This is a genomic window from Micromonospora haikouensis, from assembly GCF_900091595.1.
Taxonomy (GTDB): Bacteria; Actinomycetota; Actinomycetes; order Mycobacteriales; family Micromonosporaceae; genus Micromonospora; species Micromonospora haikouensis.
The window spans coordinates 11,694-27,228 of the sequence record NZ_FMCW01000026.1 but is presented as its reverse complement, the minus strand read 5'-3'; the positions used below and the strand labels follow the sequence as shown (position 1 = coordinate 27,228).

The window sequence follows — 15,535 nt, the reverse complement described above, 5'->3', positions numbered from 1 at the left end:
AAACTCGGACCGGCCACTCCCGCCCGTTATGTGACCTGCGCATCGGGCGGCGCGGCACTGAACAGGGCCGATGCCCCGGGCGCGACCGCCAGCCGCCGGCCTCGCCGGCCCGTGGCTGTCGGGAAGCTGCCACGCCCTCCGAAGCAGCCCGGCCGCGCCGCCCGTCGACGGGCGCTGCAGGCCGTCGACCGGCGTGGCCGGGCCTTCGAACGGGCGTGGCCGGGCCGTCGACGGCGCTGTAGGCCATCGACGGGCGTCGCCTGGCTTTGGGACGGGCGCTCCGGGCTCCGGGCCGTCGGCGGTCACGCGGCCGGGCAGCGCCGGCGGGCATCCGTCAGGGCCGTCAGGCCGGCCGCCGCCACTCGTCGGCGAGAACCGACCAGATGTCGATGTCGACGCGCCCGCCCGGCCCGGGGACCGCCTGGCGCAGCGTGCCGTCGCGGCGCATGCCCAGGCGGCGGGCGACGGCGATGCTGCGGGTGTTGCGCGGGTTCGTGCGCCACTCGACCCGGTGGATGCCCCGCTCCCGCACCGCCCAGTCGACGATCAGGCCGGCGGCACGGGTGATCAGGCCCCGCCCCTGCGCGGCCGGCTCCAGCCAGCAGCCCGCCTCGCACACACCGAGCGCCGTGTCGAACGAGACGAACATGACCCCGCCGACCAGGGTCGGTTGCTGCGGGGCCGGCCCCGTGAGCCAGATGCCCCAGATCCCGCCGGCGTCGCGGGCCCCCGCGTCGGCGTACCGTTGCAGGACGGCCCGCGCGGACGCGAGGTCGGTGGCCACGAACGACCGTCCCACCCAGGGCGCGATGTGCTCCCGGGCCCGGTCGAGGTGGCCGAGGAACTCCTCGGCGCGCCACGGCTCCAGTGGACGCAGCTCGGCGTCGGCGGTCAGGGGGCGAGCGAACACCGAACCTCCCGGGGGCGCGGAGCGGACCCGTCCAGCAGACCATACCCGGGCGCGCGGCCGCACCCGGCCCACCCGGAGCGGCCGGACCAGCGGGTCAGTCGCGCAGCAGGTCGGCGTGGGCGGCGCGGAGCCGGGCCAGCGCCGGGTCGCTGCCAGAGGCGACCCGGCGGTCGAGCTCGGCCCAGACCTCGGCGAGCGCCTCGGTGACGGCCCGCAGCTCGGCGGCGTGCCGACGGCTGCTCTGCCGGTGCGACTCCTCCAGGCGGCGGGCCCAGCCCGCCGTCACCGTGGCGAGCCGGTCGGCGTCGGCCCGCGCCTGGGCCGCGCTGCGGGCGGCGGAGGCGGGCACGATCGCGGCGATCGGGCGGGGGTCGCCGTCGCGGGTGACCAGGGTGACCGTGTCGGTCAGCTCGGCCATCGCGACGAGTTGGGTCAGCCGGGTGCGGGTCTCGCGCAGCGACAGGGCACGCGGCGGGGTGGGCTCGTGAGCCAGTGCGGGAGCAGCCATGACTCCATACTGCGACCGGGGTATGACAAGAACCGTCCACGGTGGCCGGTCAAGGGCTACCCGGCCACCGGACGAGGATGTCGACGTACCGGCGGCACCGCTCGGCGACGGTCGACTCGTCGTACAGGTCCGTCGAGCCGCAGGTCACCCACCGCGCGACGATCTTGCCGGGCGGACGGGCGAGTTTCGATGGCGCGCCGGGGTCTGTGGGGTGCCCCTACCCGCCCGGGCTCAGGTACCGGGCCGGGACCGCGTCGGTCAGCCACACGCCGTTGGCGCTGCGGTGGAACGCGTGCCCGTCGCGGACCATCGCCGCCGCGTCCACGGTGAGCACCACGACCGGCCCGCCGCGTCGGGCGCCGACCCGGCGGGCCGTCTCGACGTCGGCCGACAGGTGTACGTGGTGCCGGCCGCCCCGGTGCAGCCCGGTGGCCCGGATCGAGTCGAGGACGGCGGCGGCGGTGCCGTGGTAGAGCAGCGGGGGCGGCTCGACCGTCGGCAGTCCCAGCTCGACGGGGATCGAGTGGCCCTGGTTGGCGCGGATCCGCTCGACCCCGTCGGGGCCGCGTTCGACCGCGAAGCGCTGCTTGTCGTTGCCGGCCACGACCGCGTCGAGGTCGGGCCGCCCCACCCGCAGGGCGGCGAGGAGGTCGTCGACCGGCACCCAGCCGGCCCCGTCCGGTGCGAGGCCGAGGCGGTACGGCTCGTGCCGCAGCGCCTTCGACATCCGCTTGCTCAACTTGACCATGGTGCGGTGGTCCATGGCGGCATTGTGGTCGCCGCCGTCGCGCGGCTCCACCCGATTACCGGGCGGGCGGCTGCTAGCCTCTCGCCGTCGGGGCGCAACCAGCAGCGGGAGGCCGACCGTGCCCAGGGAGACCGGACGCACCCTCGTCGCGTCGAACAAGAAGGCCCGCCACGACTACGACATCCTCAAGACGTACGAGGCGGGGCTGGTGCTCGCCGGCACCGAGGTGAAGTCGCTGCGCGCCGGGTACGTGTCCCTGGTCGACGCCTTCGCCCAGGAGCACGACGGCGAGCTGATGCTGCACGGCCTGCACATCGCCGAGTACGGCTTCGGCAGCTGGACCAACCACCAGCCCCGGCGCACCCGCAAGCTGCTGCTGCGCCGCATCGAGATCGACCGGATCCTCGACCGGGTACGCGAGGGCGGGCTGACGCTCGTGCCGCTGTCGCTGTACTTCTCCAACGGCTGGGCGAAGGTGGAGCTGGGGCTGGCCCGGGGCAGGCGGTCGTACGACAAGCGGCAGGCCATCGCCGAGCGCGACGCCAACCGGGAGATCGCCCGGGAGCTGGGCCGCCGCCTCAAGGGCGCCCAAGCTCGCCGCCGGTAGGCACGACCCCGGCGGCGAGCCCGGTCAGCCCTTCACGCAGACCACCTGCCTGAGGTGGGCGACGACCTCGACCAGGTCCTCCTGCTGCGCCATCACCTGCGTGATGTCCTTGTACGCGGCCGGGATCTCGTCGACCACCCCGGCGTCCTTGCGGCACTCCACCCCGGCGGTCTGCGCCGCCAGGTCGGCGGTGCTGTACGTCCGCTTCGCCTGCCCGCGCGACATCCGCCGTCCCGCCCCGTGCGAGGCGGAACAGTACGCGTCGGGGTTGCCCCTGCCGCGCACGATGTACGACCCGGTGCCCATCGACCCGGGGATGATGCCCAGGTCACCCGCGCCGGCCCGGATCGCGCCCTTGCGGGTGACCAGCACGTCCACCCCGTCGTAGGTCTCCTCGGCGACGTAGTTGTGGTGGCAGCTGATCGGCTCGTCGAAGCCGACGTGACCGACCGCGTCGCGGACCACGCCGCAGAGCAGGGCCAGCATCAGCGCACGGTTGCGCCGGGCGTACTCCTGCGCCCACCACAGGTCCCGCCGGTACGCCGCCATCTCGGGGGTGCCGGCGAGGAACACCGCGAGGTCCCGGTCGGGCAGACCGGCGTTGTGCGGCAGCCGCCGCGCGACGCCCATGTGCCGCTCCGCCAGCTCCTTGCCGATGTTGCGGGAGCCGGAGTGCAGCATCAGCCAGACCCGGCCGGCGTCGGGCCCGCCGGACTCGAGGCAGACCTCGATGAAGTGGTTGCCGCCGCCGAGGGTGCCCAGCTGCTGCCGGGCGCGGCCCTCCAGCGGGGCCACCCGCTCGTCCAGGGTGGCGAAGCGCGCCCAGAAGTCGGCCCAGCCGCGCTGCTCCAGCCCCCGCACCCGGCGCGGGTCGACCGGGTCGTCGTGCTTGGCGAAGCCCACCGGGATCGCGGCCTCGATCGCCGAGCGCAGCCCGGCGAGGTCGTCGGGCAGGTCGGCGGCGGTCAGCGAGGTGCGCACGGCCGACATGCCGCAGCCGATGTCCACGCCGACGGCGGCCGGGGAGACCGCCTGCCGCATCGCGATCACCGAGCCGACGGTCGCGCCCTTGCCGAAGTGGACGTCGGGCATGACGGCGACGCCCTCGACCCACGGCAGCGCGCCGATGTTGCGCAACTGCCGGGCGGCCTGCGGCTCGATCGCGTACGGGTCGGTCCAGACCCGGACGGGCGCGCGGGTGCCGGGCAGCGGGGTGAAGGCCATCGTGTCTCTCCTCGTCGGACGAGGAGTCTCTCCCCGTCGGATGAGGAAAGGTAGGCCGGGGGCGGGACGACCGGCAACGGATAATCGGCGACCGACGCCCCGGCGTCAGGCGTGGGTCGGGTGCTCGGCAACCGGCTCGGAGACGTGGTCGAGGAACGGGAAGCGGGCCCGCAGCTCGCCGAGGCTCGCCCCGCCGCGCCAGGCGTCGGCGATCCGCACGACCTGGTCCAGGTCGGTGGTGTCGCCGTCGGCCCGGCTGCCGTCCGCGCCCGAGATGTCGACCATGAAGTAGCGGGCCTGCGAGCCCAGGCCCACGCAGATGGCGCCCCGTTCGGAGCGCAGCTCGGCGCACGTGAACCGGCCCCGCCCCTGCTCGGGGGCGCTGATGCGGCCCACGTCGGCCTGGCACCGGGTCGCGGCCAGGGCCAGCGCGGACGCGAGTCCGCCCAGCTCGACCAGGTCGGGGTAGAGGCGCACACCCAGCGCCGTCGACACGTCGGTCACCACTGACTCCCACTTCTCTGTGACGGATCCAGCAGCGCGGACGTTACAGCCTGGTAAACCTGGCAGCTACCCTCGCGGACGACTCGGGACGAAATTCCTGCGCCGACCGGACCAAGGTCCCGCCCCCGGCCGGCGGGCTCCGCCCGCGTCGCCGCGGCCTTCCGGCGCGTAGCATCCACGCCCATGGCATTGATCCGGTGCAACTTCCACTCCGAGGCGCTGGGCATGGGCACCTCGATGACGGTGCTCCTGCCGGACCCGGCCGGTGCCGGGATCGGGCTGGCCGGCGGCGCGCCGGCCGGCGACCCGCCCGTGCTGTATCTGCTGCACGGCCTCAGCGACGACGACACGATCTGGACCCGGCGCACCTCCATCGAGCGGTACGTCGCGCCGCTCGGCCTGGCCGTGGTGATGCCGCAGGTGGGACGGAGCTTCTACACCGACGAGGAGAACGGCAACCGGTACTGGACGTTCCTCAGCGAGGAGCTGCCCGAGGTCTGCCGCTCGTTCTTCCGGCTGTCCGACCGGCGGGAGGACACCTTCGTCGCCGGCCTGTCGATGGGCGGATACGGCGCGGTCAAGTGGGCGCTGCGCGAGCCGGGGCGGTTCGCGGCGGCGGCGAGCCTGTCGGGGGCGCTGAACGTCGCCCACCGGCAGGACCACTCCACCCACCCGATGGACCCGGCGGTGTGGCACACCGTCTTCGGCGACCGCACGGTGCCCGGCAGCGACGACGACACGGTGGCGCTGCTGGAACGCGCCGGCGACGACCTGCCGGCCCTCTACGTCGCCTGCGGCACCGAGGACTTCCTGTTCGACGACAACACCCGGTTCGTCGAGACGGCCCGGCGGCGGGGCGTGCCGCTGACCGTGGACTTCTCCCCCGGCGACCACGACTGGGCGTACTGGGACACGAAGATCTCCGACGTGCTGGCGTGGCTGCCGCTGCGCGCCCCCGTCACCCGGTCACAGTGACGAGCGGGCCACCGGGAAGTCGAAGTACGTGTCGGGGTACGGCTCGTCGGCGTACCGGTAGTGCCACCACTCGCGCGGATAGTTGGTGAAGCCGGCGTCGGCCATCAGCCGCACCAGCAGCTCGCGGTTGTCCCGGGCGACGCCGGTGATCCGGCGGTCGGCGGTGTGGGCGCGCGGGTCGAAGCAGTCGAAGCCGGTGCCCATGTCGACGGTGTTGTCCGCGAAGCGCTCCCCCGCCGGGGCGGTGCACGCGACCAGCGGCGCGTCGGGCGCGTACGGGGGCTGCTCGGGCGGCGGGTCGGGCACGAGCGTCACGTCGACCGTGCTGCCCCGGCTGTGTGCGGTGGGCGCGCCGAGGTAGCCGTCGGCGAACAGCCGCGACTTGGCCACGTCGGGGTAGAACTCGGCCTTCGTCTGCTGCTCGCCGGGCCGCCCCGCCCAGGCGACGACGTCGTCGACGGCGCGTTGGGGCCGGTAGCAGTCGTACACCTTCAGCCGGTGGCCGGTGGCGCGGGCTGCCTGCTGCACCCGGCGCAGCGCCTCGGCGGCGGGCCGGGTGAGCAGGCACAGCGGCTCCCGGTAGCCGGCGATCGGCCGGCCGACGAAGTTGTGGGCGGTCGCGTACCGGATGTCGGTGACGACGGTCGGGTCCACGTCGGACAGGTCGACGAACCCGGCCGGGGCGCGTGGCTCGGTGGCCGTCGGGGTGGCCGGGGCGGACGGGGTCGGCTCCGGGCGCTGCGGCGCGGGGCAGCCGGGCAGCAGCGCGGCGACCGCCACGACGACCACGGCCGGCACGGCGGCGCGGAGGGACCGGATGGACCGATCCGCCCCGCGCCGCCGCCCCATACCCACCGTTCTAGCAGCAGCTACGCCCGGTTCGCGGCAACCTGCCGGATCCGCGCCCGGCGCGGGGGTCAGCGCCCGCGCACCGCCCGACGGATCTCCACCGGCAGTGCGGGCGCGCCGTCGACCGGGGCCGGGTCCTCGGGCGTGGGGGCGATCCCGCCGGCGGCGATCCGGTCCAGGGTGGCCAGGCCGGCGGCGTCCACCTCGCCGAAGACGGTGTAGTTCGGGCGCAGCGCCGAGTCCGCGTATACCAGGAAGAACTGGCTGCCGTTGGTGTCGGGGCCGGCGTTGGCCATGGCGAGCAGGCCCCGGGCGTAGACGCGGCGCTCACCCGTCGGGTCCGTCGGCGCGGGCGGCAGGTCGGTGGGCAGCTCGTCGGCGTACCGGTAGCCCGGCCCGCCCTCGCCGGTGCCCGACGGGTCGCCGCACTGCAGCACGCTCAGCGTCGGGTACGCGGTGAGCCGGTGGCACGGCGTGCGGTCGTAGAACCGGTGCCGGGCCAGGTGCAGGAAGCTCTGCACGGTGCAGGGGGCCTGCTCGCGGTCGAGGGTCAGCCCGATCGGGCCGTGGTTGGTGCGCAGCGTGACCCGCACGGTGCCGTGGTCGGGCGTCCGGCGGGGGTCGGGCGGCAGCGGAACGGGCCGGGCCGGCGGCTCGTCGGGGGTCTCGGTGTACGCGCACGGCCCGGGGGTCGTCTGCGGCGGCACCTCGGCGACGGCGCTCCCGGTGGCCGACCGCGGCGCGGCGACGGCGACGGCGGCGCTGCCGCCGACCAGGCCCGTGGCGAGCAGCGCGACCCCGGCGAGCCGGGGCAACGCCCGTGGCCGGCGGGGACGGGCCGGGGGCGGCGGGACCGGCTGCCGGCGGGATGACCTCGACACGTGGCGTCCTCCTGGGCTCGTGACTCCAGAAAGATCGCAGTCTATGGATCGGGTCGCCCTCCTGTCGACGGCGACACGCGCCGGGACTCCGGCGACGGCGGCGAGGCGGTGCCGGCGAGCCAGACCCCGACCACGATGGCCACCACCGCCAGGGCCAGCACGGCGACCCGGGGCCCGCCCAGGGTGATCGTCTCCCGGAACGCGGTCACCCCGAGCACCACGCTCACCACCGGGTCGGCGAGGGTGAGCGCGGTGAGCGGGGCGGCGATCCGGCCGCTCTGGAAGGCGCTCTGGTTGATCACCAGGCCCGTCACGGCGACCACGGCCGAGGCGGGCAGCAGCGGGTCGACCACGAGGGCGCGCAGATCGCCGTGGAAGCCGCCGGTCAGCGCCTTGACCAGGGCCGCGGCGACGCCGTAGAGGGTGCCGGCGGCGAAGCCGAGCAGCGCACCCCGGGCCGCCCCGGTGACCAGCGCCGACAGCGCCAGCGCGACCGCGACGACCCCGCCCACGCCCAGCGCCACCCGCCACCAGGCGCCCGCCGTCGGCGCCGGGATGCCCGCCTGCGGCTCGGCGGCCGTCAGGAAGGCCGCCAGTCCGACCAGGCCCACCGTCGCGCCGAGCAGGTCCCGCGCCCCCGCCCGGCGCCGGTTCCAGCCGGCCTCGATCAGGATCGCCATGAACAGGCCGCTGGCCATCAGCGGCTGGACGAGCGCCAGCGGCCCGAACCGCAGCGCCACCGCCTGCAGGCCGACGCCGGCGACGTCGGGTGCCCAGCCGAGCCGCCACAGGCGCGTGCGCAGCAGCCGCAGCAGCAGCCGGGGGTCGAGCGGGTGGTGCCGCCGCTGGCGCTTCGCGGCCCGCTGGTGCATGGTCGTGGACACCGCGAAGCAGAACGCGGCGCCCAGGGCGCACGCCACCGCCAGGGTCACGGCCCCGGCACCCGGTGCTCGCCGAGCGGGCCCACGGTCCAGCCCCGGCGGCGGCACTCCGCCAGCAGCCGGGGCAGGGCGGCGAGGGTGGCCCGCCACGCGCCGGGGGCCGCGGCGCAGTCCGCGTCGTGCAGCAGGACGGTGTCGCCGCCGGCCAGCCGGGCGGTGACGGTGTCGAAGACCGAGTCGGGGGTCGCCGACGCCGTCCAGTCGCGGCCCCAGCGGGCCCACAGCACGGGCGTCAGCCCGAGCCGCGCGCTCGCCAGCAGCGCCGGGCCGGTCAGCACCCCGTACGGTGGGCGGAAGAAGCGGGGGGCCCGGCCGGTGGTGGCCTCGACCAGCGCCCGGGCCCGGGCCAGGTCCCGGTAGGTGGCCAGCGGGCCCCGGCCCAGCAGGTTGCGGTGGTCCCAGCCGTGCACGGCGACCTCGTGCCCGGCGGCGACGAGGTCCGCCGCCAGCCAGGGCGACCGCACGAGCATCGTGCCCAGCACGAAGAACGTGGCCCGCGTCCGATGCTCGGCGAGCACGTCGAGGAACCGGGGGGTGGACTCGGGGTCGGGCCCGTCGTCGAAGGTCAGGGCGATCCGTCCGGGCCGGCCCGCGCCGCCGAGCCGGGGGAAGAGCCGGCGGCGCACCGGCCCCACGGCGGTGGTCGTGGGGCCGAGGTGGGCGGCGAGCGCGGCCGCCGCGGCACCGGCCAGCGCCAGGGCGGGCCGGCGCGGCCCGCGCGGCGCGGTCACCGCCCGCCCGTCCAACGGATCGAGGGCAGCACCGTGGCCAGCACGCCGACCGCCTCGTCCACCGCGTCGAGCACGGCCCTCCTCCTGCGGTACGCGGCGCAGCCGGCGCCGGCCTGCCGCCCCACCTCGTCGGCGACCAGGCCGGCGGGGTCCGCCCAGCCGCCCGTCCACCCGTCGGGGGCCGGCGGCTGCGACGCGGCCAGCGCGGCCACCGCCCGCCGCAGCTGCTCGGCGGACGGGGCCCAGCGGGTCAGCCCGGCGGCGGCGAGGACCGTGGCGTTGGCCCGGCCGTGTCCCGGCAGGGGGCGGTAGGTGATCACCGGCACCCCGCAGCTCAGCGCCTCCTGGCAGGTCAGTCCGCCCGCGTTCTCCACCACCACGTCCACGGCCCGCATCAGCGTGGGCATGTCGTCGACCCAGCCGAGGACGTGCGGGGTGAGCCCCCGCAGCCGCTGGCGCAGGGCGGCGTTGCGGCCGCAGACGACCACGGTGCGCACTTCGTCGGCCGCGGCCACGTCGGCGACGGTCGCCTCGATGTCGCCCGTCCCCCACGCACCGGCCACGATCAGCACGAGCCGTTCCCGCTCCGGCAGCCCGAAGCGCCGCCGCGCCGCGCGGCGACTCGTCCCCGTCGCCGCCGGGAAGTCGACCGAGACCAGTGGGGCGACCGTGCGCACGTCGAGCGGCCCGGCGGCTCCCGACGCGTGGTGGCGGGCGTGCCGCAGGGTGCAGTAGATGTCGACGCCGGGCGCGACCCAGGTGGGGTGCACGACGAAGTCGGTGACGTAGGTGACCAGTGGGACGGGGAGCAGCCCGCTGCGGCGCAGCGGCCCCAGGAGCTGGTTCGCGAACGGATACGTGGTGACGACCGCGCGGGTGCCGGACGGTACGGCCCGCCGGGCGCGCCCGCGCAGCGGCGCGAGCGCGCCCCGCAGGACGGCCACCACGAGCCGGGACCGGCCGGTGATGGTGAACAGCGCGTCGTATCCCCACGGCGCCCAGCGCAGCACGCCCCGGTACGCCTCGCGGAACATCCACCGCGCCGGGCGGGGCAGGAGGTCGAGGAAGTTCACCCGGTGCACCGCGAAGCCCCGGTCGGCGAGCCGACGGGTCAGCTCGGCGGCGGCCGAGTCGTGCCCGGCCCCCACGTCCGCCGACACGACGACGATCGTTCCCCGGTGCTGCGCGTTCACCGCGCGCGCTTACCCGTTCGGCGGGGCTTGACTCCCGTCCGGCGTCCCGGGTCGGCGCGGGAGCGTCAGGCCCGGCGTCGGCGGCGGTGCAGGAGAACGGCGGCGAGCAGGCCGACCAGCGCGGCGGCCGCGGCGACGAACGGCCAGGACGCCGCCCAGCCGGGCGGGGCGACCCGGTGGGCGGCCACCGCGCGGGGCTCGGGGGTGATCGCCGCGCCGACCGTCGGGGACGCCACGGGGGCACCGTTTGCGGCCGTCTCCCCCGGCGCGACGAGGCGGCCCACCGAGGCGTCGCGGGGCAGCGAGAAACCCCAGTCCAGCAGCGTGGCACCCTGTTCCCAGCCGCGCATCGGCTGGGGCTCGGCGCCGAGCAGGGTGACCACGAGCCGCCGGCCGCCGCGCTGCGCCGCGCCCACGTAGGTGTGCCGGGCGTAGTCGGTGAAGCCGGTCTTGCCGCCGAGCGCGCCCGGGTAGCGGTAGATGAGCTGGTTCTCGTTCTGGATCTGGAAGCCCTTCTGGCGCAGCGCGGGCTGGTCGGGGATCCGGGTCTGCTCGGTCAGCGCGTACCGGCGGAAGGTGGGGTCGGCGAAGCAGACCCGGGCGATCAGCGCCAGGTCGTAGGCGCTGGTGAACTGGCCGGGCCCGTCCAGCCCGGACGGGGTCACCGCGTGGGTCTGCAGGGCGCCGAGGTGGCGGGCCTCCGCGTTCATCGCCCGCACCCCGCCGGCCGCGCCGTCGGGGCCACCGATCAACCGGGCCAGCACGTTCGCTGCCTCGTTGCCCGACTGCAGCAGCAGCCCCAGGAAGACGGTCTCGACGGTGTAGCGGCCGCCCTCCAGCAGGCCCACCGCCGAGCTGCCGGGGGCGATGTCCAGGTCCTCGTGGGTCACCGTGACGACCCGCTTCGGGTCGAGCTTCGGCAGCGCGGTGGCGGTCAGCAGGAGCTTCTGCACGCTGGCCGGCGTGGCGTACTCGTGTGGGCCGCAGCCGCCGAGCACCGCCCCGGTGTCCAGGTCGGCGACCAGCCAGGAGGTGGCGGTGACCGCCGGTGGCGCGGGCGCGTCGGCCGGCACGACGAGGGCCGGGGTCGCCAGTGCCGGGCCGCCCACCGTCTGGTGCAGCGGCACCGACGGCGGGGGCGTGGGCCGGGGGGAGCGCTCCACCCGCGGTGCCTGCGCCCTGGGGCAGGGCACCGGGGCCGCGGGCGCGGCGGCCCGGCCGCTCGGGTCGGCGTGGACCGGCGCGGGCGCCCCGGACGTGCCGAGGACGACGGCGGCGGCGAGGGCCAGCACCGGTGCTCTCATGCCCTGCACCCTAACGGTGTGGCCGGTCGCTGTCCGGCGGACGCGCGCCGGAGGCGGGGTGTTCTCGCGTTCGACGCGGGCGGGCCGGCGGGTGCCGAAAATTCGCCGGGGAAAGGGTTGAACGATCGCCGCCGAAGATCCGTACTCACCGGCGAAGGAAAACGGGTCGTCCGCGATCGCCATGCCGGGGCGGTCACGACGTGTCCACTTGTCCGTGGAACCGTCCGGGAACCATTCCGGGAACGGGCGTGACGCCGTTCCCACCGGCCGGTCTCCGGTTTCTTTCAATCGTCACGGCACACCGCCGGCGACGCGTTCGGGAATTGACGCCGGACGCTGCGGCGGTCAGGACAAGGAGAGGTGCATGGTCAGGCGCACGCGAAAGAATGCCGTCCTGAAGCTCGGCGGGGTCGGTGCCTTCGCGGCACTGGTGCTCGGTGCCGGGCTGTCGCTGGCGTCCGCCGGCGAGAACACGGCGACGGCGGTGTCGGTCACCTGTCCGACCGTGGCCGACAAGCTGGGCGCGGTGCCGGCGGCCGCGAAGGCGGGGGTGGACCAGGAGCTGCGCAACCTGGAGACCCAAATCGCCAACGTCAACGCCCGGCTGGCCCGCGAGCCGGGGGCCGCGTCCGGCCAGCTCAACGACATCGCCGGCAAGCGCCGGGCCGTGCTCGACCGGATCCGGCTGAACATCACCCGGGTCGGTGGCACCGCCCCCGCCGGCCTCGACCAGCTCGCCACCTGCACGCTGCGCAACGGCGCGGCCCCGGCCAACGCGGGCGCCAACAACGGCAACGCCGGCAACAACGGCGCGGTCGCGGCCGGTGGCGCGCAGACCGTGAACTGCCCGGACGTGCGCGGCCAACTGCCCGCCGTGCCGGCCGGCGCGACGGCGGGGGTCCAGCAGGAGCTGGCGAACCTGGACCGGGAGATCGCCGCCGCGAACGCCCGACTCGCCCAGCTCGCCGTGAAGCCCGAGGGGGGCCCGAACTTCGTCAACAACGCCATCCTCGGCCCGCTGAAGAGCAAGCGGATCGCCGTGCTCGACCGGATCGCGCTCAACATCGCGCGGGCCGGCGGGCAGCGCCCCGACCTGTCCAGCCTCGCCACCTGCGGCCTCAACGCCGCCGGGGCGGGCAACGCGGCCGGCGGCAACAACGCGGGCAACGGCAACGCGGGCAACAACGGCGGCAACGCGGGGGCCGGCAACAACGCGGGCAACAACGGCGGTAACGCGGGCAACGGCAACAACGGCGGCAACGCCGGCGTGGCGCAGACGGTGAACTGCCCGAACGTGCGCAACCAGATCGGCGCCGTGCCCGCTGCCGCCGCCGGCCAGGTGCAGAGCGAGCTGAACCAGCTCGACCAGCAGATCGCCGAGGCCAACGCCCGCCTCGCCCAGCTCGCGGTCCGCCCGGAGGGCGGCCCGAACTTCGTCAACAACGCCATCCTCGGCCCGCTGAAGGACAAGCGGGTGGCGGTGCTCAACCGGATCGCCACCGACATCGGCCGGGTCACCGGCCAGCGCCCCGACCCGCGTCTGGACCTGGCCACCTGCGGCCTGAACTGACCGACGGGCAGGCGCACTTCCGCGGGCCCCGCCCGGTGGACCCCCACCGGGCGGGGCCCGCCGCGTCCGCCGGGTGCCGGGCTTCCCGGCGGGATGTCTGCGCTTTGAGACTTTTCCACCCTCGAAAGCCGCCGAGCGGGAATAGCGTCGAGAAAAGTCTTCACGGACGGTCGAATGAGACAATTGAAGCGACAAGGCCCCGGGGCGACCGCCGGTCGGAGTCGCCCCGCCCGTCGCTCGCGTGAAGGGTTCGCATGACGCAGCCAGCACGGTCCATCGCCGACAGCCACGACATGATCGAGGTACGCGGCGCCCGGGAGAACAACCTCGCCGCCGTCTCGGTGGACATCCCCAAGCGCCGCCTGACCGTCTTCACGGGCGTCTCCGGCTCGGGGAAGTCCTCGCTCGTGTTCGGCACCATCGCCGCCGAGTCGCAGCGGATGATCAACGAGACGTACAGCGCCTTCCTCCAGTCGTTCATGCCCAGCCTGTCCCGCCCGACGTCGACTCGCTGCGCAACCTCAGCGCCGCGATCGTCGTCGACCAGGAGCGGATGGGGGCGAACTCGCGGTCGACCGTCGGCACCGCGACCGACGCGTACGCGATGCTGCGCATCGTCTTCAGCCGGCTGGGGCAGCCGCACGTCGGCCCGGCCGGCGCGTTCAGCTTCAACCTCGCCGAGGGGATGTGCCCCACCTGCGAGGGGCTCGGCCGGGTCTCCGACCTCGCCGTCGACCAGCTCGTCGACGTGGAGCGCTCGCTCAACGACGGGGCGATCACCGTGCCGAACTTCGCGGTCGACTCCTGGTACTGGCAGACGATCGTCGGCTCCGGCCTGTTCGACCCCGACGTCAAGCTCCAGGACTTCACCGCGCAGCAGTGGCAGGACTTCCTGCACAAGCCGGCCACCAAGATGAAGGTCGGCAACCACACCATCACCTACGAGGGCCTGGCGGTGAAGGTCCGCCGGCTCTACCTCAGCAAGGACAAGGAGCCGACGCAGCCGCACATCAAGGCGTTCGTCGAGCGGGCGGTGACGTTCGCGACCTGCGGCGACTGCGCCGGCACCCGGCTCAACCGGGCCGCCCTGTCCGCGCGGATCGCCGGCCGCAACATCGCCGAGTGCAGCGCGATGCAGATCAGCGACCTCGCCGCGTTCGTGCGCGGCATCGACGACCCGTCGGTGGCGCCGCTGGTGGGCAGCCTGCGGGAGCTGCTCGACTCGCTGGTCGAGATCGGCCTGGGCTACCTCAGCCTCGACCGCGAGTCGGGCAGCCTCTCCGGCGGTGAGGCCCAGCGGGTCAAGATGGTCCGGCACCTCGGCTCCAGCCTCACCGACGTCACGTACGTCTTCGACGAGCCGACGGTCGGGCTGCACCCGCACGACATCGCCCGGATGAACGGCCTGCTGCTGCGCCTGCGCGACAAGGGCAACACGGTCCTGGTGGTCGAGCACAAGCCGGAGACGATCGCGATCGCCGACCACGTGGTCGACCTCGGCCCGGGGGCCGGCCCGGACGGCGGCCGGGTCTGCTACGCCGGGGACGTCGCCGGCCTACGTCGCGCCGACTGCCTGACCGGCCGGCACCTCGACCACCGGGCGCGCCTGCGGGAGCACGTCCGCACGCCCACCGGGCACCTGCCGATCCGCGGCGCCGACCTGCACAGCCTGCGCGACGTCGACGTCGACCTGCCGCTCGGCGTGCTGACCGTCGTCACCGGCGTGGCCGGCTCCGGCAAGAGTTCGCTGATCCACGGCTCGCTGCCCCGCCGGGAGGGGGTGGTCGTCGTCGACCAGTCCCCCATCCGTGGCTCCCGGCGCAGCAACCCGGCCACCTACACCGGCCTGCTCGACCCGGTCCGGGCTGCCTTCGCCAGGGCCAACAAGGTCAGGCCGGCCCTGTTCAGCGCCAACTCCGAGGGCGCCTGCCCGAAGTGCCGGGGCATCGGCGTCGTCTACACCGACCTCGCGATGATGGCCGGGGTCGCCTCGGTGTGCGAGGAGTGCGAGGGTCGCCGGTTCACCCCGCAGGTGCTCGCGTACACGCTGCGCGGCAAGAACATCAGCGAGGTGCTCGGCATGTCGGTGACCGAGGCGCGCGACTTCTTCCCGACCGGGCCGGCCCGGTCGGTGCTGGACCGCCTGACCGACGTCGGCCTGGGCTACCTGAGTCTCGGCCAGCCGCTGACCACCCTCTCCGGGGGCGAGCGGCAGCGGCTCAAGCTGGCCATCCACATGGGCGAGAAGGCGCACACCTACGTGCTGGACGAGCCCACCACCGGCCTGCACCTGGCCGACGTCGACAAGCTGCTGGCCCTGCTGGACCGGCTGGTCGACGCCGGCAACACCGTGGTCGTCATCGAGCACCACCAGGCGGTGATGGCGCACGCGGACTGGATCGTCGACCTCGGCCCGGGTGCCGGGCACGACGGCGGCCGGATCGTGTTCACCGGCACCCCGGCCGACCTGGTCGCCCACGGGGACACGCTCACCGCCACCCACCTGCGCGAGTACGTCGGCCGGTGAGGCCGGGTCGGGTCCACCGCCGCCGTCGGCCCCGGTGGACCCGACCCGCCCCTGGGCGGGCGC

General features: G+C 75.2%; 14 protein-coding genes and 1 pseudogene. 4 read left to right on the top strand and 11 right to left on the bottom strand.

The window, feature by feature from the left end; translation table 11 throughout:
* Window positions 1-343: 343 nt before the first annotated feature.
* The 3 genes from GA0070558_RS24115 to GA0070558_RS24105 form a co-directional block, all read right to left on the bottom strand.
* On the bottom strand, window positions 344-910 hold the full coding sequence (locus GA0070558_RS24115; RefSeq protein ID WP_091283862.1) for a GNAT family N-acetyltransferase: 567 nt from the start codon (window positions 908-910) through the stop codon (window positions 344-346).
* 94 nt (window positions 911-1,004) lie between these two features.
* The gene (locus tag GA0070558_RS24110) at window positions 1,005-1,418 is read right to left on the bottom strand and encodes a hypothetical protein (RefSeq protein ID WP_091283860.1); all 414 of its coding nucleotides are present in this window, start codon (window positions 1,416-1,418) and stop codon (window positions 1,005-1,007) included.
* Window positions 1,419-1,635: 217 nt separating this feature from the next.
* Window positions 1,636-2,181 carry an RNA 2'-phosphotransferase gene (locus GA0070558_RS24105; RefSeq protein ID WP_091283955.1) on the bottom strand — a complete coding sequence of 182 codons (546 nt, stop codon included), beginning with the start codon at window positions 2,179-2,181 and terminating at the stop codon, window positions 1,636-1,638.
* Window positions 2,182-2,284: 103 nt separating this feature from the next.
* Here GA0070558_RS24105 and smpB point away from each other — a divergent pair, with 103 nt between their 5' ends.
* Complete coding sequence (gene smpB, locus GA0070558_RS24100; protein ID WP_091283858.1) at window positions 2,285-2,773, top strand: SsrA-binding protein SmpB; 489 nt, start codon at window positions 2,285-2,287, stop codon at window positions 2,771-2,773.
* 24 nt (window positions 2,774-2,797) lie between these two features.
* Here the strand turns inward: smpB and GA0070558_RS24095 are convergent, their stop codons facing one another.
* Window positions 2,798-3,997, bottom strand: a complete 1,200-nt coding sequence (locus GA0070558_RS24095) for an RtcB family protein (RefSeq protein ID WP_091283856.1) — start codon at window positions 3,995-3,997, stop codon at window positions 2,798-2,800.
* A 105-nt stretch (window positions 3,998-4,102) separates the two neighbouring features.
* Window positions 4,103-4,501 carry a hypothetical protein gene (locus GA0070558_RS24090; RefSeq protein WP_077940155.1) on the bottom strand — a complete coding sequence of 133 codons (399 nt, stop codon included), beginning with the start codon at window positions 4,499-4,501 and terminating at the stop codon, window positions 4,103-4,105.
* Window positions 4,502-4,684: 183 nt separating this feature from the next.
* Here GA0070558_RS24090 and GA0070558_RS24085 point away from each other — a divergent pair, with 183 nt between their 5' ends.
* Complete coding sequence (locus tag GA0070558_RS24085) at window positions 4,685-5,476, top strand: alpha/beta hydrolase (protein ID WP_091283854.1); 792 nt, start codon at window positions 4,685-4,687, stop codon at window positions 5,474-5,476.
* Here GA0070558_RS24085 and GA0070558_RS24080 read toward each other — a convergent pair.
* From GA0070558_RS24080 to GA0070558_RS24055, 6 genes are all read right to left on the bottom strand, one after another.
* On the bottom strand, window positions 5,468-6,325 hold the full coding sequence (locus GA0070558_RS24080) for a M15 family metallopeptidase (RefSeq protein WP_091283851.1): 858 nt from the start codon (window positions 6,323-6,325) through the stop codon (window positions 5,468-5,470). The two genes, GA0070558_RS24085 and GA0070558_RS24080, sit on opposite strands and share 9 nt — an antisense overlap.
* Before the next feature lie 68 nt (window positions 6,326-6,393).
* Entirely contained in the window at window positions 6,394-7,206 is an 813-nt protein-coding gene (locus GA0070558_RS24075) for a peptidylprolyl isomerase (protein ID WP_256092100.1), read from the bottom strand.
* A 41-nt stretch (window positions 7,207-7,247) separates the two neighbouring features.
* Window positions 7,248-8,138, bottom strand: coding sequence for a DMT family transporter (locus GA0070558_RS24070; protein WP_091283847.1), 891 nt, complete (start codon window positions 8,136-8,138; stop codon window positions 7,248-7,250).
* Window positions 8,135-8,878, bottom strand: a complete 744-nt coding sequence (locus GA0070558_RS24065; protein ID WP_256092099.1) for a polysaccharide deacetylase family protein — start codon at window positions 8,876-8,878, stop codon at window positions 8,135-8,137. Before GA0070558_RS24065 ends, GA0070558_RS24070 begins: the two co-directional genes overlap by 4 nt.
* Window positions 8,875-10,038 (bottom strand): glycosyltransferase, encoded by a 1,164-nt coding sequence (locus GA0070558_RS24060; protein WP_256092098.1) that lies wholly within the window; start codon window positions 10,036-10,038, stop codon window positions 8,875-8,877. Before GA0070558_RS24060 ends, GA0070558_RS24065 begins: the two co-directional genes overlap by 4 nt.
* 98 nt (window positions 10,039-10,136) lie before the next feature.
* Entirely contained in the window at window positions 10,137-11,375 is a 1,239-nt protein-coding gene (locus GA0070558_RS24055; RefSeq protein ID WP_091283841.1) for a D-alanyl-D-alanine carboxypeptidase family protein, read from the bottom strand.
* A 364-nt stretch (window positions 11,376-11,739) separates the two neighbouring features.
* Here GA0070558_RS24055 and GA0070558_RS34580 point away from each other — a divergent pair, with 364 nt between their 5' ends.
* Window positions 11,740-12,945 carry a hypothetical protein gene (locus GA0070558_RS34580; RefSeq protein WP_256092097.1) on the top strand — a complete coding sequence of 402 codons (1,206 nt, stop codon included), beginning with the start codon at window positions 11,740-11,742 and terminating at the stop codon, window positions 12,943-12,945.
* 254 nt (window positions 12,946-13,199) lie between these two features.
* A pseudogene (locus GA0070558_RS24045) lies at window positions 13,200-15,472 on the top strand (ATP-binding cassette domain-containing protein).
* The last annotated feature ends 63 nt before the right edge of the window (window positions 15,473-15,535 follow it).